At 39.5% G+C, this 19,361-nt stretch carries 20 protein-coding genes; 11 read left to right on the top strand and 9 right to left on the bottom strand.

Annotated elements, in window-relative coordinates:
* The first annotated feature begins 5 nt into the window (after positions 1-5).
* On the top strand, positions 6-965 hold the full coding sequence (locus A6E03_RS01365) for a glycosyltransferase family 9 protein (RefSeq protein ID WP_065600013.1): 960 nt from the start codon (positions 6-8) through the stop codon (positions 963-965).
* A gap of 20 nt (positions 966-985) precedes the next feature.
* Here A6E03_RS01365 and A6E03_RS01360 read toward each other — a convergent pair whose 3' ends face one another.
* Positions 986-1,672 carry a 3-deoxy-D-manno-octulosonic acid kinase gene (locus A6E03_RS01360; protein ID WP_065594435.1) on the bottom strand — a complete coding sequence of 229 codons (687 nt, stop codon included), beginning with the start codon at positions 1,670-1,672 and terminating at the stop codon, positions 986-988.
* A gap of 246 nt (positions 1,673-1,918) precedes the next feature.
* Here A6E03_RS01360 and A6E03_RS01355 point away from each other — a divergent pair, with 246 nt between their 5' ends.
* From A6E03_RS01355 to coaD, 4 genes are read left to right on the top strand one after another with little or no spacing between them, the layout of a single operon-like run.
* A complete protein-coding gene (locus tag A6E03_RS01355) occupies positions 1,919-2,965 on the top strand; it encodes a glycosyltransferase family 9 protein (RefSeq protein WP_065594436.1) in 1,047 nt (348 codons plus the stop codon).
* Between the two features lie 32 nt (positions 2,966-2,997).
* Entirely contained in the window at positions 2,998-3,780 is a 783-nt protein-coding gene (locus tag A6E03_RS01350; RefSeq protein ID WP_065600012.1) for a glycosyltransferase family 2 protein, read from the top strand.
* 5 nt (positions 3,781-3,785) lie between these two features.
* Positions 3,786-4,838 (top strand): glycosyltransferase family 4 protein, encoded by a 1,053-nt coding sequence (locus A6E03_RS01345; protein ID WP_065594438.1) that lies wholly within the window; start codon positions 3,786-3,788, stop codon positions 4,836-4,838.
* Positions 4,835-5,320, top strand: coding sequence for a pantetheine-phosphate adenylyltransferase (coaD, locus tag A6E03_RS01340; protein ID WP_065594439.1), 486 nt, complete (start codon positions 4,835-4,837; stop codon positions 5,318-5,320). The genes A6E03_RS01345 and coaD overlap by 4 nt, the downstream gene beginning before the upstream one ends.
* Before the next feature lie 84 nt (positions 5,321-5,404).
* Here coaD and A6E03_RS01335 read toward each other — a convergent pair whose 3' ends face one another.
* From A6E03_RS01335 to radC, 6 genes are all read right to left on the bottom strand, one after another.
* Positions 5,405-7,384 carry an LTA synthase family protein gene (locus tag A6E03_RS01335; protein ID WP_065594440.1) on the bottom strand — a complete coding sequence of 660 codons (1,980 nt, stop codon included), beginning with the start codon at positions 7,382-7,384 and terminating at the stop codon, positions 5,405-5,407.
* A 42-nt stretch (positions 7,385-7,426) separates the two neighbouring features.
* Positions 7,427-8,245, bottom strand: coding sequence for a bifunctional DNA-formamidopyrimidine glycosylase/DNA-(apurinic or apyrimidinic site) lyase (gene mutM / locus A6E03_RS01330; RefSeq protein WP_065594441.1), 819 nt, complete (start codon positions 8,243-8,245; stop codon positions 7,427-7,429).
* 159 nt (positions 8,246-8,404) lie between these two features.
* Entirely contained in the window at positions 8,405-8,863 is a 459-nt protein-coding gene (locus A6E03_RS01325) for a hypothetical protein (protein WP_065600011.1), read from the bottom strand.
* A 352-nt stretch (positions 8,864-9,215) separates the two neighbouring features.
* Positions 9,216-9,383 (bottom strand): 50S ribosomal protein L33, encoded by a 168-nt coding sequence (rpmG, locus tag A6E03_RS01320; protein WP_012549068.1) that lies wholly within the window; start codon positions 9,381-9,383, stop codon positions 9,216-9,218.
* Positions 9,384-9,396: 13 nt separating this feature from the next.
* Positions 9,397-9,633, bottom strand: coding sequence for a 50S ribosomal protein L28 (rpmB, locus tag A6E03_RS01315; protein ID WP_012549069.1), 237 nt, complete (start codon positions 9,631-9,633; stop codon positions 9,397-9,399).
* Between the two features lie 195 nt (positions 9,634-9,828).
* Positions 9,829-10,503 (bottom strand): DNA repair protein RadC, encoded by a 675-nt coding sequence (gene radC, locus A6E03_RS01310; RefSeq protein WP_065594443.1) that lies wholly within the window; start codon positions 10,501-10,503, stop codon positions 9,829-9,831.
* 225 nt (positions 10,504-10,728) lie between these two features.
* On the opposite strand from radC, the gene coaBC reads away from it, so the two are divergent.
* From coaBC to A6E03_RS01285, 5 genes are all read left to right on the top strand, one after another.
* Entirely contained in the window at positions 10,729-11,946 is a 1,218-nt protein-coding gene (gene coaBC, locus A6E03_RS01305) for a bifunctional phosphopantothenoylcysteine decarboxylase/phosphopantothenate--cysteine ligase CoaBC (RefSeq protein ID WP_065594444.1), read from the top strand.
* A gap of 194 nt (positions 11,947-12,140) precedes the next feature.
* A complete protein-coding gene (slmA, locus tag A6E03_RS01300) occupies positions 12,141-12,731 on the top strand; it encodes a nucleoid occlusion factor SlmA (protein WP_065594445.1) in 591 nt (196 codons plus the stop codon).
* Positions 12,732-12,756: 25 nt separating this feature from the next.
* Positions 12,757-13,695, top strand: a complete 939-nt coding sequence (locus tag A6E03_RS01295; protein ID WP_065594446.1) for a Kdo(2)-lipid IV(A) acyltransferase — start codon at positions 12,757-12,759, stop codon at positions 13,693-13,695.
* A 35-nt stretch (positions 13,696-13,730) separates the two neighbouring features.
* Complete coding sequence (greB, locus tag A6E03_RS01290; protein ID WP_065600010.1) at positions 13,731-14,198, top strand: transcription elongation factor GreB; 468 nt, start codon at positions 13,731-13,733, stop codon at positions 14,196-14,198.
* Positions 14,199-14,379: 181 nt separating this feature from the next.
* Positions 14,380-16,716, top strand: a complete 2,337-nt coding sequence (locus A6E03_RS01285; protein ID WP_065600009.1) for a Tex family protein — start codon at positions 14,380-14,382, stop codon at positions 16,714-16,716.
* 194 nt (positions 16,717-16,910) lie between these two features.
* On the opposite strand, the gene A6E03_RS01280 is transcribed toward A6E03_RS01285, so the two are convergent.
* Both A6E03_RS01280 and bioH read right to left on the bottom strand, forming a co-directional pair.
* A complete protein-coding gene (locus A6E03_RS01280) occupies positions 16,911-17,390 on the bottom strand; it encodes an ATP-dependent Lon protease (RefSeq protein WP_065594449.1) in 480 nt (159 codons plus the stop codon).
* Positions 17,391-17,439: 49 nt separating this feature from the next.
* A complete protein-coding gene (gene bioH / locus A6E03_RS01275) occupies positions 17,440-18,207 on the bottom strand; it encodes a pimeloyl-ACP methyl ester esterase BioH (protein WP_065600008.1) in 768 nt (255 codons plus the stop codon).
* A 66-nt stretch (positions 18,208-18,273) separates the two neighbouring features.
* Here bioH and A6E03_RS01270 point away from each other — a divergent pair, with 66 nt between their 5' ends.
* A complete protein-coding gene (locus tag A6E03_RS01270; RefSeq protein WP_065594451.1) occupies positions 18,274-18,954 on the top strand; it encodes a ComF family protein in 681 nt (226 codons plus the stop codon).
* Positions 18,955-19,361: the final 407 nt, after the last annotated feature.

The following is a 19,361-nucleotide window of genomic DNA, read 5'->3' as shown; positions in this document are numbered from 1 at the left end:
GCATAATGAAAATAGCGGTCTTTGTTCCAAGTAGACCACACTTTGGTAACATTCTAACTCAATTACCTTTTTTCTGCGCATTAAAAGCTGAATACCCTGAAGCAAACATTGAAATATGGTCAAAGTTCGAACAAAGCAAAGTGTTACATGCTGTTGATGCTGTTTCTTCAATTATAAACTATAAAAAATTCAGTTTTTTTCGTTTAGTTAATGAACTTAAAGCCCATAAATATGATGCTGTATATAATTTATATTCAGGCTCAGATAAAGTACATGCAGCTATAAAGTTAAGTAATATTAAGCAATCATTTGGTCATAGTAGTAACAAGTTACATAAGTACTGCTACCTACACTATCTTCATATAAACAAAGGTTTTCAATATATAGCAAATAGCCACCTAACTTTACTGAATACCGTTAGAGGTCAGAATTACGCACCTAACATTATTAAGTCTTTAGTTGATGCTAACACTCGAAAAGAAGGCGAGGGATTAACCTTACTTCCTGGTGGTGGGGCTGGTGACTATAAACGATGGGATCTAACTCATTATCTGGCTACTGCTGAACAAATTGCTACACACTACCCTAAACTATCCGTAATAAATTGGGTTCTTGGGCCTGATGAGAAACATTATGAAGAAAGTATTCCAAGTAAAATTGCGAATGTTCCAACAAAAATTCATCATTGCCCTACGGTATCAGAATTGATTGAACTGGCTCTATCCTCAAAATTATCTATCGCGAATGATTGTGGTCCTACCCATATTTTCCAGATGCTAACCGTTCCATTAATTACATTATGGGGATGGAAAAACAAAGAGGCATCACCATACAGTACAATGAGTGAATGGTTTTATTCACATGAAAATTCTTGGGCTGTTGCACCAAATGAAGAAGATAAATGTATTAATTCGATCACTGTCGATAAGGTTAGCGCATTAGCTTTAGCTCAATTGAAACGATAGCCATACGATAATGGGCCTATTTAATTTAAATAGTCCCATTCATCTCCGCTCCAATGAATATTTCTTTTATTCACTTCTTTTAAAAATGAACGTTTCAATCTATCCCAGTTGCCTTGCTTCCAATCATCGCCTTTTTGCTGATGACATTTATCAAAATCAATAATCCAGACATTCTCTTTATCATCAATCAAAATATTATGGATATTTAAATCGGTATGATTTACTTGAGCTGCATGCATTTTTCTAATCTCACGACCGATCTTTTGATACATATCTTGTGATAATGGTCTTTCTTGCAAAATAGCAACAAGATCACGCGCATTAGGTATTTTTTCGCTTAATAAATCAGCTTGATAGCAAAACGTTCGCTTTACTGCTTTCGCTGCAATTGGCTTTGGTACATTAACGCCAGCCTCAATTAATGTATTCAATAATTGAAACTCTTGATAACTGCGTGTTTTTTCCCAGCCTGTGAATATGTAATGATCTTCTACTAGTTTCCCAAATAAACCCCCACGGCGATAATGACGCAATGCCGCTTCTATTTTATCAAGAGCAACAAACCATGTAGTGCCTCGCCCTTGTGCTGAACCTATGATTTTATTTTGTTGTTGCCAATATTCAGGATCACAACATTGTTCTGGTGAGTCGCTTAGGATTGAGTCGTCATACCAAATGGTTTGTTTTTTTGTTTGGATTTTTTTCACACAAAGACTCCAATATCAAATAATTAGAGATTATACGCTGCGCTAACTAGACCGCTTCGCTTCTAGAAACTATAAGAGCTAAAAGCAAGCTCCTCTGAACTCGGCAAGCGCAGCGATCTGAATCCTGCTCTTATAGTCTCTAGTTAGTACCGCGTATAGTTTCTAGTCTCTTTCTCACTCAGTCATTTTACATTTATGACTGTTAATAGCATAATTCTAACTCATTCTTCTTGGGTTAACATCTCTATGCCTTTATTCACTTCTGCCCCTAATTCTCTGTGTATTCTGCGTTTATCTGCAATTGGTGATGTTTGCCATGCGATAGCCGCCGTTCAGGCAATTCAAAAAGAGTGGCCAAGTACCAAAATCACTTGGATTGTCGGAAAAGTGGAAGCGCAGTTAATCCATGATTTACCCAATATTACAGTCATCCCTTTTGATAAAAAATTGGGATTTAAAGGAATGAAAGCGATTTGGACTCAATTAAAGGATCAACATTTTGATGCTTTAGTCCATATGCAATTAGCGCTACGAGCGAGCGTATTAACCGCTGGAATTAAAGCTAAATACAAAGTGGGATTTAATCGTAAGCGTGCTAAAGAAGGCCAATGGCTTTTCACTAATCGAAAAATTGAAGATACCGCTTCAGCACATGTGTTAGATAGTTTCTATTCTTTTGTTGAGTATCTGGGTGTACCTAAAAGCAAACCAATATGGAACATTCCCTTATCGGATGATGATTTTTCGTTTGTGATCTCAAATATTCCTACAGAAAAGCCGTATGTAGTGATTTCTCCTGCCGCAAGTAAAGATGAGCGTAATTGGATAACCGAGCGCTATGCTCAGCTGGCAGATTGGTTAACTGAACATGGCTACCAAGTGGTATTATGTGGGTCACCAAGTGAGCGTGAAAAACAACTTGGTAAAAATATTGAATCTTTAACACTGCTACCTATTATTAATTTAATCGGTAAAACCTCGTTAAAAAAATTAACTGCGGTATTAAATAAAGCACAGGTTGTAATTGCTCCTGATTCAGGACCCGCTCATATTGCTACCACACAAGGCACTCCTGTTGTTGGACTGTATGGGCACAGCAATCCCAAACGAACAGGTCCTTATAACAGCTTACCTTATGTCGTTAGTGTGTATGAACAACACGTAACGACACAACACAGTAAATCGATTGATGAGTTAAAATGGAGTACTCGCGTTAAAGGCGACCATATCATGCAAGATATTAATCTCGATATGGTAAAAACTCCCTTAAAAACCTTACTTAACTTATCATAATTACATCACATTAAAATAAACAAGGCGCACTTATGATCACCGGCATTGTTATTACTCTAAACGAATCAAAAAATATTGTTGAATGCATTAAATCGCTACAGAAAGTGTGTTCTGAAGTGATTATTGTGGATTCCAACAGCACGGATAATACCGTTCAACTTGCAGAGCAACTTGGTGCGAAAGTAGTCACTCAGAGTTATCTTGGTGATGGTATTCAAAAAAATGTCGGACTCGATTACGCCACTAATAACTGGGTGTTAAGCCTAGATGCTGATGAGCGCTTAACCGACGAAATGGTGAAGGAAATTAAAGCGTTAGATTTAACGTCTACCCCTCATGATGCATTCGCTTTCCGTCGTCGTAATTACATTGGTAGCCGATGGATTAAACAATGTGGTTGGTATCCTGATTTCTGTATTCGCCTTTATGATCGAACTAAAACACGTTTTGCTGATGTGAAACAACACGCGTCAGTGCAAGCTAAAAATCCAGACCGTATAAATGCTGATATTATTCATTATTCTTTTGAGAACTTAGGTCAACTATTTGCAAAACCAGGTCGTAACTTCAGTGGTAGAGCAGCTAAGATCATGTATAAGAAAGGTAAACGCGCAAATAGCTTTTCTCCTTTCACTCATGGCTTAAATGCATTTATTCGTAAGTACGTTTTTCAACGGGGGTTTTTAGGTGGTGTTGATGGCATGACGGTAGCATTAAGTTCTGCAATTAATAGCTACTTAAAATATGCTAAATTACTTGAATATCAACGCGATCCTAAAGTTCTTGAAAACGAAGACTTTAATAAGGTTTGGTAAATACTATGCATATTTGTCATGTGAATTTAGCTTCTGGTTTCAGTGGCGGTGAACGCCAAACCTTACAATTAATCACTCGTCAATTAAAAGAAGGTTATCAGCTAACCGTCGTAGCTAATCCTAAAAGTCCTTTTGTTGACGAAATCAAAAAGCTTAACTGTAAGTTAATACTTGCTAGCCACTTTTCAAAACAACATAAGAAATCGGTTACTGCAGATTGTGATGTTATTCATGTACATGAAGGCCGTGCGATTTACTGGGCTCTCATTCAGTCTAAGCGCTTTGGTGTGCCTTACATTGTGACTCGCCGAATTGATAACCCATTAAAAAATAAATGGCTTTCAAACCTTGCTTACTCAAACGCAACAGCTTTAATTGGTTTAAGTAACGAAATCGTTGATAAAATTAAAGAGCGTCATCCCAATCAAGTTACTTACAAAATCCCAAGTTCTCCAGTCAGTTATTCTGTTGAACAAGATAATGTAGATACAATTTGGCGACGTTTTACTAATCAATTTTTAGTTATTCAAGCGGCTAATTTACTGCATCATAAAGGGCATGAAACGACGGTTGAAGCCGCTAAATTACTCCAAGAAATGGATTCTAATATTCATATCGCTCTACTTGGTGATGGTGCTGAACGTGAGAAACTAGAAAGCTTAGTAAAAGAATACGATTTACATAATGTAAGCTTTTTAGGTAAGCAAAATCGTATGGGAGATTGGTTTGCAGCTGCGGATCTATTAATCCACCCTTCTTATAGCGAGGGCTTAGGTTCTGTTATTTTAGAGGCTATGGGGGCAAAACTTCCTGTAATAGGCAGTAATGCTGGAGGGATTCCAGATATCATTGATGATCAAGAATCAGGCCTATTAGTTGAAGCAAAAAATCCACAAGCACTTGCTAACGCTATCTATGAAGTCGCGACTGACAAACCGTTACGTAATAAATTGATTAACGGTGGCCAAGAGAAATTAGCGTTATTTGATATCAAATACACAACGTCGCTTTATCGTGATGTTTATCAAACGATTATTGACGCAAGGAAAGCTTCATGACAACACGAGTAATCTATCCTGGTACTTTTGATCCCATAACTAATGGTCACCTAGACATCATTAAACGTTCAGCGATGATGTTTGATGAAATAATAGTTGCAGTAGCGGCTAGCCCAAGTAAAAAAACCTTATTTACTCTTGAAGAACGAGTGGAGTTAGTTCGCGATTCTATTCAATCTCTATCTAACGTTTCTGTTGAAGGGTTTTCTGGGTTAATGGTAGATTTCGCAAAAGCAAAACAGGCTAATTTATTAGTTCGTGGATTACGAACAACAATGGATTTTGAATATGAGTTCGGTTTAACTAATATGTACCGAAAACTCATGCCTGAATTAGAAAGTGTATTTTTAACGCCTTCTGAAGAGTATGCATTCTTATCATCGACGATAGTGAGAGAAGTGGCTCTACATGGAGGAAGTGTGGAAAGTTTTGTTCCAAAAACTGTCCATAATGCATTACAGAGTAAGATACTCCTTAAATAATATACTCTATCAAAAATCTATTTAAATATATTAAGACCACCTCTTTTTAACTGTATCAAAGAGTGTGGTCTTATTTTTATTGTTTTACTTTGTGCCTTTTACCTGCCCATTAATATACAACGTCTGTAATTGATGGTATTCAGGTCCAATATGTATTTTTTCATTCGATGTAAAAGCCTTATCCACTCCAAGGTCAGATACCCAAGAGTATAATTTTTCAGGGTATGCATTTAAATAAACACCTTTATCTGTATATGTCATTTCTGAGTGATAACCAAATCGTGGTGTTGAATCCATACCTAGTAAATTAGCACCGCCTAAACTGTAATAATTAGCATTAGATAAACTAAAAGCATATAACGTAGGAAAAATATCTTTATGAGAGCCAACACGGTCTTTATTGTATTGGTACCCTACTTTATCTTTAATTTTTTCAGGTATATAAAGATAGAACGGCACTGAATTAGTAACAGCAAGGTCCTCAGGATATTTCATCGTAAATCCTCGCAACTTATGATCCCCAGTAGCTGCTATCAATGTTGAGTTGCTTAATGGAGATGCTTTTATATCTGCCACAAACTGACCTAATGCATTATTTGCATATTGATAAGTTTCATACATTCTAGTGGCCTCTTTCTCGCCCTTTTTCATTCGATTAAGTAACTGACCGCTGACTTTTAATGGCTTCACATCATAATTAGCCGGTACTTGATAAGGGGTATGATTCGTAATTGTGAGGATATAAATCATCAATGGTTGTTTTGCTTCTTTTAATACTTTCTCAGCTAACTTAAACGTATATTCATCAGATAATCCCCACTCTCCACGAAACTCTTCTGCTTCTGGATATGCTTTTAATATCGCATTTTCATCAAGAATTTCATCAAACCCTTGAGATGGTAAATAATTCGCCACATTCCGCCACATTCCATTAGTTGCCGTAATAAAAATGGTTTTATAACCCGCCTCTTTATAAGGTCGAGCTGCTGCTGCTGCAACTTGTACTTTTTGTGCAGAAGAGTGACTGATAGTCGGGACGTTACTTTGACCTAGCATATTGACTAACGAGTTAATGGTTGCGGTTGTTTCTGCTAAAAATCGAGTAAACACAAAATCAGATTCAAAAGCAGGTCGTAATGCACCTAAAAGATCATTTTCTGGATAATTATCTTCAACCAATACATTCATTCCCATGCCTTCCATTAGAACCATGACTACATGAGGTTTATTCTCTGTTAAATAGGCATTATAGGGTGTTCTAAATTGACCTGTAGTATTGCCTACAACTTTCTTGAATTGCTCTTCAAGCTGGGCTTTACTAACCGAATGAAATTTATTTTGCTTTTTATAATCACTTTTCGCCCATTCAAGTGCAACGAGTCCATTAGGAGTCATGCTATTTAGAACATTATAATCAGATACTTGAGCATGATAACGTTTTAATGGATGAGAGCCTAATGTGCCTCTAGCAAAAAAGAATACGGTTAAAATCATCGCAATTACAGATAAAGTCGTAAGCCCTTTGTGTTGTGGTTTCCATTCCCATTGCTGCATTTTATTTACTGCAATACGGACAATAATGGCAAAGAATAAAGCGACTATCACACTGCTAATAAACGACAAGAAAATAGGATAATCAGCCCATGCATTCGCTAATACCGCTTTGGTGTCATCATCAGCTAAACCAAAGATAAAGACATCAATATGATTACCATAAGTAAGATAATAGTAATAATTACCAATTGAAAAACCTGTGACTAAAAAGAAAATAAGCCCTGCATACCAATGGAAAAATTTTTCCAATACTCGATAGCATTTTGGAAAAGCGGCAAAAATTAAACCAATAAGTAATAACGGTGCAAAACCGATAACCACGACTTTCAAATCAAAACGAAAGCCTATAAACAAAGCACGCCAAAGATCTGTGCTTCGTTGAGCAAGTTGCACACTATCCGCAATATTAAATAAGAAGATCAACCGCCCAACAAAAAGTACAGTAACTGCGATAAAAACAGATAACCAAATAACTCTACTCAGTTGCTTATAATTTTCTTGAAAATTCATTTAACTCTCTATGTATTTTGTATTTTGTATTTTGATAATAATTTACAGGTCAAACGGTTGGCAGTTTTCACACCAAAATGTATTTCTCTGTCCTATTTTTTCTTCTTGAATGAGTGACTGACAAATTAAGCACTCTTTCCCAGCACGTCCGTATACATGCAATTCTTGTGCAAAATATCCTGGTTTCCCATCAACTTGATTAAAATCTTTTAGTGTTGTTCCACCTTTTTTGATCGCGGTTTCTAAAACCGTTTTAATTTCTATCACTAAACGAGTTATTTGTGATGAATCAAGTGCACCAACAGGTGTTTTAGGGTTTATACACGCCATAAATAAGGATTCACTAGCGTAAATATTCCCAACCCCAACAACAATCGCGTTATTCATAATAAATTGTTTTACAACGACTTTTTTGTTTTTTGCTTTTTCTTCTAGATATTCAGCATTAAATACATCAGTAAGTGGCTCGGGACCAAGCTTAGTTAAAACTGCATGTTGAAGTCCAACTTCCGAATACAACCAAGCACCAAATTTACGAGGATCGTTATAGCGAAGTAATTTTCCGTTGTCTAAAACAAGGTCGACATGATCGTGTTTGACTGGCGGGATCGTTTCATCAAGTATCCGTAAGCTACCCGACATGCCAAGATGTATGATCGCGGTACCATTTGGTGTATCAATAAGCAGGTACTTAGCACGACGGCGAATGGATTGAATTCGTTGCCCTACGAGTCGTTGCAATTCTTGAGGTATTGGCCAACGCAGTTTATCTGTTCTCACAGTAATCGCGTTGATGGTTTGCCCTTGAAGGTGTGGTGTTATCCCTAAGCGGCTGGTTTCTACTTCTGGTAGTTCTGGCATTTTTGATCCTTTGATAAATAAGTTCTAGAAACTATACGTTGCACTAACTAGACCGCTTCGCTCCTATAAAAGAAAAAAGTGAACACAACTGAAACCTAAAACATTGCCACGCCACTCACTCCTGCTCTTATCGTTTCTAGTTAGCGAAGCGTATAGTCTTTAGTTTCTAAACAGATACCCTTCTTCCGCGCTCACCGCTATCCATTCACCTTGCCAATTCTGCATCATCCAGAAATTCGGAGCTTGGTAAATCGTCACTCGCTGCGGCTCTTCTTGATTATCTAACCACACCTCTACCGTGCTTGGGGCTGGTAATTTGGTTTTCAGTACTTTTACTGACTCTTCATTCAGTACTGTGCCCTCGAGAGTAAACCAACGTTCAATCAATTGGCTATCTAACTCTGACGTATCGGAAGTAAGATCATAATCTGAAAAATGCATTTTCTGAATGGTATTAATACCTTCAAATAACGGCTGTACGCCTGTTACTGTTTCTATTTGTCGTTCTGGTTCGAGTAGGTAGGTTTTAATTAGCTGTGGGGCTTGTAGGACGCCAATGAAGAGTAATACAAAGATGATCAGTATGTTGTTGTATTTGCGGCGTGATGATTTTTTCATTTTAAATCCTTTTTAAGAGCAGGGACAAGCGCTTTTTGCTCCTCCCCCTTAATAAGGGGGAGGCTGGGAGGGGGTAAAAGACGAACAGCGTGTAAATCAAGCTAACTAGATACTCAATTCAACCTTCATCACAATAACCCCTCCCTAGCCCTCCCCTTATTAAGGGGAGGGGACTGTTTTGTATACGCTATTATCAAGCGCAATAAATCTAAATTTTTGCTCTAGCTTTTGATCTTATAGGAGCGAAGCGGTCTAGTCAGCGCAGCGTCCTGAATCCTGTTCTTTCGCGCAAAAAAAAACCCAGCAACAAGGCTGGGTTTTCAATATATCAAAGTTGCAATCAGTAATGGAATTACTTGATTTTAGCTTCTTTGTAAAGAACGTGCTGACGTACAACAGGATCAAATTTTTTGATCTCCATTTTGCCAGGCATGTTACGTTTGTTCTTATCAGTTGTGTAGAAGTGACCAGTGTTAGCAGTTGATACTAACTTGATTTTCTCACGTGCGCCTTTAGCCATTTTCTAGATCCTTTTAAACGTTCTCGCCACGAGCACGCATTTCAGAAAGAACGACATCGATGCCTTTCTTATCAATGATACGCATACCTTTAGCGGTAAGACGAAGTTTAACGAAGCGTTTTTCGCTTTCTACCCAGAAACGATGAGTTTGTAGGTTCGGCAGAAAACGACGCTTGGTGGCATTTTTTGCGTGTGAGCGGTTGTTACCAACTGCAGGACGCTTACCAGTTACTTGGCATACTCGGGACATTGCTGTCTTCTCCAAATCGTTTCAGCTCGATATCACCTTGGTGGCAAAAAACCACTAAAAATTTCAAATGAAATTAATAATTCAAGGCTATCAAAGGTCGCGCATTATACTAACTGAATGCGCATTGCTCAAGACCCAAAGGGGTCATTTTTACTGTTTTTTGTGTTTTTTTTACTCAATCGCTTAAAAAAACACTCAAATCCATCCTCTTTCGGCAAAAGAGACAATTTCTCCATCACCAATCACAAAATGATCGAGGACTCGGATATCCACCAATTCAACTGCATCTGAGATACGTTTTGTTATCCTTCTGTCAGCTTGACTTGGCTCTGCGACACCAGATGGGTGATTATGCGCTAAAATGATGGCGGCTGCATTATAATCTATCGATCTTTTTACAACTTCTCGCGGATAAACGGCTGCTGAGTCGATTGTCCCTTCAAATAAGACCTCACCTTTAAGCACTCGATGTTGATTATCAAGAAAAAGAACATAAAACGCTTCTCTGTGCCGATCTCTTAATATTCGTGTTAAATAACGCTTGGTATGCTCTGGACTCGTTAATGCATCTTCTTTTTCAATTTTTTCAAACAAATAGCGTTCCGTCATTTCGACTACCGCTTGTAACTGTGCAAATTTCGCTGTACCTAATCCTTTATGGCTGCAAAATTCATTTTCATTCGCTCCCAAGAGTTTTCTTAAAGAACCAAACTCTTTTAACAGTTTATCTGCGAGTTCAATGGCATTCATTCCTTTAATGCCTGTTCTAAGAAAGATAGCTAACAACTCTGCATCCGTTAATGATTTTGGTCCTAATGCGAGTAATTTTTCTCTAGGGCGAGATTCTTCTGGTAAATTCATTAAAGACATAATGACTCATATTGTGATTAATATTTATACAGACTATGATCAATAAAAAATACTCGCCCTCTTCTTTCATTTCTCTTCGGCTTAGTTCAAACCTTGATTGCAATTATGTTTTCCGTCATTTACTTACCTTGTCATGCGAATTCCCGATTGAAGTTCATCCCTAAAAAAAAGATTTATGATATGGTTAGCGCATTACGGTGAATCACTTATAAGGTTATTAGTGTCATGGCATCTCTCTCAGGAAAACGAATTCTTCTTGGTATTAGTGGTGGCATTGCAGCATATAAATGCGCAGAGCTTACTCGTCGACTTATTGAACGCGGAGCGGAAGTTCGAGTTGTAATGACAACTGCCGCAAAAGAGTTTATTACCCCGTTAACGATGCAAGCTGTTTCTGGTCACCCTGTTGCTTATAGTCTATTAGATCCGGCAGCAGAAGCCTCAATGGGTCACATTGAATTAGCTAAATGGGCTGATATTGTACTAATAGCGCCTGCTACTGCCGATTTAATTGCTCGTATGGCTGCGGGAATGGGAAACGATTTATTATCGACATTAGTGCTGGCAACTGATTCTCCCATTGCGGTTTCTCCTGCAATGAATCAACAAATGTATTCGAACATCGCCACGCAAGAGAACATTGCGACTCTTTCTCGTCGCGGTATGCATATTTGGGGTCCCGCGGCTGGCCAACAAGCATGTGGTGATGTTGGTATGGGTAGAATGCTTGAACCAATGGACTTAGTGCATTTGTGTGAAGACTTTTTTCAAACAAATGATGAGAAACCACTTCAAGGTCATTCTTTACTCATTACTGCTGGACCAACCCGAGAAGCCCTTGATCCCGTTCGTTATATCTCAAATCATAGTTCAGGAAAGATGGGCTTTGCGATTGCCGACGCCGCTGCAAAACTGGGCGCAAAGGTCACTCTAGTTAGTGGCCCGGTGAATTTAATTACTCCTGACAATGTCGAACGAATTGACATTGAAAGCGCTGAACAAATGCACAGTGCAGTGATGAATAATTCAGCTTCACATTCTATTTTTATTGCGTGTGCGGCCGTAGCTGATTTCAGACCAAGTTTAGTTTCAGAACAAAAACTAAAGAAAACGTCGAATGAAGACGGCATGACGATTCACATGGTTAAGAACCCAGATATTGTCGCTTCTGTTGCCTCAATGACAGAGCATCGTCCATTCACTGTCGGTTTTGCTGCTGAAACTCAAGAGGTTGAAAAGTATTCACGCGCTAAATTAGAGCGAAAAAATCTAGATATGATCTGTGCTAATGATGTCTCAATTAAGGGACAAGGTTTTAATAGCGACAATAATGCGCTTCACCTATATTGGAAAAGTGGAGATAAAGCATTACCGTTAACGGCAAAATCAGAATTAGGCAAAGCAATTATGTTAGAAATAGTTGAGAGACTAGTAAGAGCGTGAATGACTGATATAGTGAATTATTAGGTTTCAGGAAAAGAACTAGAGACTATACGCTGCGCTAACTAGAAACTATAGAAGCAAGAGCAAGTCCCCTGAATCCTGAAAACGGAAACCTGCTTTGCTCTTTAATAGGAGCAAAGCGGTCTAGTTTCTAGTTTCAGAACCATTAAAATAAAAAAGACAAAGGAACAACAATGACGACAACAAAAAAAACAAATCGTCGTGATGAAATATTACAAGCTTTAGCTGAAATGCTAGAGTCAAATGAAGGTGCTTCTCGAATTACCACTGCCAAATTAGCAAAACAAGTCGGTGTATCAGAAGCTGCTCTATATCGTCATTTCCCAAGTAAAGCGAAAATGTTTGAGGGTTTAATCGAATTTATTGAAGAATCTCTATTCTCTCGTATCAATCGAATTATCGAAGAAGAAAAAGATACCTTAAAGCGCATTGAGCTATTATTAAAACTGCTTCTGGCTTTTGCTGAACGAAATCCAGGGCTAACTCGCATTATGACGGGCCATGCGTTGATGTTTGAAAACGAACGCTTACGTAACCGTGTTAATCAGATATTTGAACGTATTGAACTTCAGTTTAAACAAATTCTACGTGAACGCATGCTTCGTGAAGGTAAAGCTTTTCCCGTTGATGAAGCCATTTTATCTGCACAGCTAATTAGTCAAGTAGAAGGCAGTTTCTGTCGTTTTGTTCGATCAGATTTTAAATATCAGCCAACAGCAAATTTCAATGAACATTGGGCGCTACTTAGTGCTCAGATCCAATAAATCCATTTAATTAAATAGGTTTACGATGTCAAAATACCAAGCTCCTCAATTCTCCACCGCACTTCTACATCCTAAATATTGGGGGGTGTGGTTGGGCTTTGGTCTTTTGTTTACAATCGTGACGTTACTGCCTTATAAAGCAACCTATAGATTAGGAAGAGCGCTTGGTTTACTCGGCTTAAAAGTGGGAAAATCACGCGCTCATATTGCTCGTCGTAATTTAGAATTGGCTTTTCCTGATATGTCGTCTTCTGAGCGTGAAGCCATCATTGTTGAAAATTTCAAAAACTCAGGCTTAGCCATTTTTGAAACTGCAATGGCATGGGTATGGCCAAATTGGCGAGTTGAAAAACATTTTAGTTTTGAAAACAAACAACACATGCTTGATCTTGAAAAAGAAGGTCGTGGTGTTCTTGTTATTTGTGTACACGCTCTTAATCTTGAATTAACAGCTCGTGCATTTACCTTTTTCTCTCCTGGTTATGGTGTTTATCGACCACATAACAACCCTGCTTATGATTTTATCCAATATTGGGGCCGTACCAATAACGGCAATCAAATGATTGATCGTAAAGACATTAAAGGCATGCTCCGAGTATTACGTAAAGGCGGACGCCTTTGGTATATGCCGGATCACGACTATAACCGTAACAAATCTGTCTTTGTGCCTTTCTTTGCGGTTCCTGACGCTTGTACTACGACCGGTTCTGATATTTTAATCAGCGCAAGTCATTGCGCGGTTGTTACCGCGTCTGGATTTAGAACCTATAACAATTATCACCTACATATTGATAATGATATTAGTGACCAATTCCCGCAGAAAGACCCTGTTGGTTCTGCAACTGTCATGAACCAAGCGGTTGAACGTATTATTCTTCGCTGTATTCCTCAATGGATGTGGCTACATAAACGTTTTAAAACCATGGAAGATCCAAACATTAAAAAAGGCATTCGCTATGATTAGTAGCGTATCGTCATTCGGAGTTTAATTCAGCAATAATGAAAACCAATTTAATCACACGTGAAGGCTTCAATAAGCTGCAAGATGAACTCACGTTTCTATGGAAAGAAGAACGCCCTGAAGTTACCAAAAAGGTAACTTGGGCGGCAAGCTTAGGTGATCGCAGTGAAAACGCAGATTACCAATACAACAAAAAACGCCTTCGTGAAATCGACCGCCGTGTGCGCTATCTACGTAAACGTTTAGATTTAGTCAAGGTCGTCGATTACTCCCCTCAACAAGATGGTAAAGTTTTTTTCGGTGCGTTCGTTGAGATTGAAAATGAACAAGGCGATACCCTCTCTTTTCGCATTGTTGGCCCAGATGAAATTTTTGGTCGCCATGATTATATTTCGATTGATTCTCCTATGGCGCGAGCGCTCATCAAGAAAGAAGTGGATGAAGACGCTATTGTGAGAACGCCGGAGGGAGATAAAGAATGGTTTGTGAATTCGATTAGGTATTAAAACTATACGCTTCGCTGACTAGAGACTAGATCGCTCCGCTCCTATAAAAGCAAAAGCGAAAAATATTATTAGCCAAATCAGACATACATGCTCTTATAGTTTTTAGTTAGTGAAACGTATAGTCTCTAGTTAAAACAAACAGCCTCATCACACGCTTTTAATTAATTAAAAAAGAATCAAAATGATAATAAATATAATTGCTAAAGAACTTAACGTTCGCCCTCAACAAGTTATCGCTGCTGTTCAATTGATTGACGAAGGCAGCACCATTCCATTTATTGCGCGTTACCGTAAAGAAGTAACAGAAGGTTTGGATGATACTCAACTTCGTACGCTAGACACGCGTTTAACTTACTTACGAGAGTTGGATGATCGTCGTAAATCAATTCTAAAATCAATCAAAGAACAAGAAAAACTGACGCCTGAACTAGAACGTGAGATTTTAGATGCAGACAGCAAAACTCGTCTTGAAGATTTGTACTTACCCTTCAAACGTAAGCGTCGCACTAAAGGTCAAATTGCAATTGAAGCCGGCATTGAGCCACTAGCAAATTTATTGTGGACGCAACCTGAAAATACCCCAGAAGATGCGGCTCAATCGTATATTAATGCCGATAATGGGTTTGCTGATACCAAAGCGGTCCTAGACGGTGCTCGTGCAATCTTGATGGAACGTATGGCAGAAGATGCCAATCTGCTTGAAAAGGTACGTAACTACCTAACACACAACGCTGAACTTGTTTCCAAAATGGTTGATGGACAAGAACAGGCAGGCGAAAAGTTTAAAGACTATTTCGACTACCATGAACCATTAACTAAAATACCGTCTCACCGAGCATTAGCAATGCTACGTGGTCGTAATGAAAGCTTCTTACAATTAGCGATTAATGCTGACCCATCTCAAGAAGAAGGCGTTCGCGGTTCGTATTGTGAAATCATCATCGCTAATCATTACGGTATTACTTTAGGCTCTCAACCTGCTGATTTATGGCGTAAACAAGTGATTAGCTGGGCATGGCGCATTAAGATTCTAATGCACATGGAAACGGAATTAATGGGCGGCTTAAAAGAGCGTTCTGAAAACGAAGCCATTGATGTATTTGCTACCAACCTTAAAGACCTACTAATGGCGGCGCCTGCTGGTCTTAAAACCACTCTCGGTTTAGATCCTGGTTTACGTACCGGTACTAAAGTGGCTGTGGTTGATGCGACAGGTAAAGTATTGGCTACTGATACGATTTATCAAAACCAACCTCACAATAAAACAGCGCAATCTGCACAGATTATCGAAACCTTAATCAAACGTCACAATGTCGATTTGATTGCGATTGGTAATGGTACCGCCTCACGTGAAACCGATGCGTTTGTGGGTGATTTACTGAAAAAATCAGGCTTATCGGCAACCAAAATTATTGTTAGTGAAGCTGGTGCATCGGTGTATTCGGCGTCTGAGCTAGCAGCAAAAGAGTTTCCAGATTTAGATGTGTCTATCCGTGGTGCGGTTTCTATCGCTCGTCGTTTGCAAGATCCTCTGGCTGAACTGGTAAAAATTGACCCGAAAGCGATTGGTGTTGGTCAGTATCAACACGATGTTAGCCAAAGCCAATTAGCGAAAAAGCTAGATGCGGTTATTGAAGACTGTGTAAATGCCGTTGGGGTTGATGTAAATACGGCATCTTCCGCATTATTGACACGAGTTGCCGGTTTATCGACGACAATCGCACAAAATATCGTAGATTACCGTGATGAAAATGGTCGCTTTGAAAACCGTATTACATTGAAAAAAGTCGCTCGTTTAGGGCCAAAAGCCTTTGAACAATGTGCGGGCTTCTTACGTGTCATGAATGGTAAAAACCCTCTGGATGCCTCAGCGGTTCACCCTGAAGCGTATCCTGTGGTTAAAGCGATGGCAGAGAAAAACAATAAAGCGATTGATGCGATTATTGGTAACACCGAGTTTTTACGCTCTGTTGCTGCGAACGATTACATCAGCGCTGATTTTGGTCTACCTACCGTCACTGACATTATTTCAGAGCTTGATAAGCCGGGTCGAGATCCTCGTCCTGAATTTAAAACGGCAACCTTTGCTGATGGCGTAAACACGGTATCAGATCTTGAATTAGGGATGATATTGGAAGGTGTGGTATCTAACGTGGCTAACTTTGGTGCGTTTGTTGATATCGGTGTTCACCAAGATGGGCTAGTTCATATCTCAGCATTAAGTGATACGTTTATTTCTGACCCGCGAGAAGTGGTTAAAGCTGGCGATATCGTGAAAGTGAAAGTCATGGAAGTTGATGCTCAACGTAAGCGTATCGCTCTGTCTATGCGTTTAAATGATACTCCTGGGGAAGATAACCGTCCTCAGCGTCAATCAAATAAGCCACAGCAGCGTAATGAGCGTACTCAAGCGCCAAGACCTTCCTCTTCTGCAAGACAACAGCGTTCGAATAATGATGTTGGTAATGCGGCGATGGGTGGTGCGTTTGCTGCTGCGTTTGCGAAAGCGAAGAAGTAGAAATGTGGAAAGCGAAGCTAGAAACTATACGCTTCGCTGACTAGAAACTATAAGAGCGTGTATAGCTAGCGTGGTGATAACTTAGGTTTCAGGGCGCTACGCTTGCAGGTTTCAGATGTACTCGCTTTTGAACTTCCTGAAACCTGAGATCTGAAACCTCGCTTTTTGCTCTTCCTCGACTCTCGTCCCTGCTCTTAAAGCACCGCCAATATATCCGACGGATTATTCGGCACTACCGCTTTATCATAATGAAAACTGATCACACTTCTGCGGCGAACCATTCTTCCCATTTCTGCCAATTTTTCTAATAACTCTTTAGGTAAATTAAAACGCATGGTGTAACCCGTGCCCTCACCTTGCGCATAGGTATCTAGTGATAACAATCTAGCCAATTTTGCCAAGTCATCATCAATATCATACAAGGTTCCAAAACGAGGCTTCGGGTCTTCTTTCTCTTCCACCACGTCATATCCGGGATGGTCTGAGGGTACCCACGAATCACGTTTGTGCTGTTTATCATCGCCTTTAATTGCTTTTTCAGATGTGGTTTCACTCATCTTTGTCGTTGGCACAACAGGTTTTTTAACACGATTTTCACGTGCTACTTGTTCTGTTGGCAAATTAACAGAAGGTGCAATAAGCGGCACACTGATACTGTTAGGTGAAAAGATCATAAAACGTTTCCTTATCGAAAAACTAAGCGAATTAAATGAACAGTTAATCTTATCGAGCTAAAAAACGATGTAATTCCATAATAAATTCATCGCTATGTGAAATAAATGGAGCATGAGATGCTTGATCAAAAACGACTTTAACTGAATGAGGAATAAGTTCATCCATATCATGAGCCACTTTAACCGGCACTAATCCATCTAAACGACCATACATTCGACATACTGGCATGGTTAATTGAGATAGATGCTCCCGTAAATCTATATCGGCCAAAATCGTTAAACCTGTAGCTAAAGCGGCTTGATTTGGAGCGGGTCTTGAAAAAACAGCCTGCTTTACTTGCTTAATGTCTTGTTTCGCATTTGGGCTACCCATGGCCTGCAATGCCATAAATCGCTCAACCGTTAATTTGAAGTCGTCTTTCAATTGCTCTGTAAATAACGACAATACTGCAGGTTTAATACCTCGCCATCCTTTTTCAGCAGAAAAGCACGGAGAACTCGCAACCGTAATCAATTGACTCACTCGCTCAGGGGAAACCAACGCAGCTTGAGTCGCAATTAACCCACCTAAAGACCAGCCTAACCACGCAGCTTTCTCTGGAGCTTGAGCTAAGACTTGCTCGACCATCTTATCGAAATCAGCACTGCCAAGATCTGCACTGTATCCATAGCCAGATAAATCAACCGTATGTACTTTATATTTAGAACGTAGTTGCTCAACAATCGGCATCCACACTGCACCGTTCATACCCCAACCATGAATGAGAACCAGATCGGAACCTTCGCCTTCCGTTTGCCAATAAAGAGAAGTTGTCATCTACACTGCCTATTCGTTTCAATTTAAATGGATAGCTAAGTGTTCATCAGGTTACTACGAAGGTCAATGCAAAAGTTTAGTGTCAGCCACTGTGATTATTGCAGTTTGGCGATGCCTCCATCCGATACTATTTGGTGTCAGCCTTGCTTGGATTTAATTGCGAACGTACCTCGTTGCCTGAAATGTGGCTTGCAAACCAAACACGACACTGACGTTTGCGGTGATTGCTTAATTCATCCACCACAATGGGATCGATTGTTTTGTATTAGTGATTATTCTGAGCCACTAAGAGAATACGTTGGCAAACTTAAATACGCTCAACAATTTTGGTTAGCTCAAGATTTGGGGATATTACTAAGTACTTATATTCCAGAGCCTGCCCCACTTATTCTTCCTGTCCCTCTGCATTGGAAACGTTTTTGGTGGCGATCTTATAATCAAAGTGATCATTTAGGATGGACGCTAGAAAGAGAATTCAATCGCAAAAATAAAATGACCCGCTGCGAAACTAAAACCCTAAAACGAATTAGAGAAACTCGCCCTCAACAAGGCTTATCTCGTTCTTTCCGTCAATCTAATCTTGTTGGTGCGTTTAAGGTGATGAAGCCGATTAATGAGAAGCATGTGGCGATTGTGGATGATGTAGTGACAACTGGTGCGACAATTAATTTGTTGTGTATTGAGTTAAGAAAAGCGGGTGTTGAGCGCATTGATGTATATGCGGTTTGTCGGACGGGACGGAGTTAAGGGCTAGGGACTATACGCTGCGCTAACTAGAGACTAAAACGCTTCGCTTCTATAAGAGCTAAGAGCTAAGAGCTAAAGAACTAGAATTCAGATCGCTTCGCTTGCAGAGTTCAGAGGTACTCGCTTTTAGCTTTTAGCTCCTCCCCCTTACTAAGGGGGAGGCTGGGAGGGGGTCAAGAACTAACAGCGAATTAATTAAGTTAGCTATGAACTCAATTCCAGCTTCATCGCAATGACCCCTCCCTAACCCTCCCCTTATTAAGGGGAGGGAACTGTATTGCGCACACTGCAAGCAAAGTGATCTAAATTCTAGCTCTTCCACTTTTGCTCTTATAGAAGCGAAGCGGTCTAGTTAACGCAGCGTATAGCCTCTAGTTTCCTCATCCCACGGCAATCACAACGATCTC

Origin of the sequence: Aliivibrio sp. 1S128, assembly GCF_001691065.1 — a bacterium.
Lineage (GTDB): Bacteria > Pseudomonadota > Gammaproteobacteria > Enterobacterales > Vibrionaceae > Aliivibrio.
This window is presented reverse-complemented; position numbering and strand designations above follow the sequence as displayed.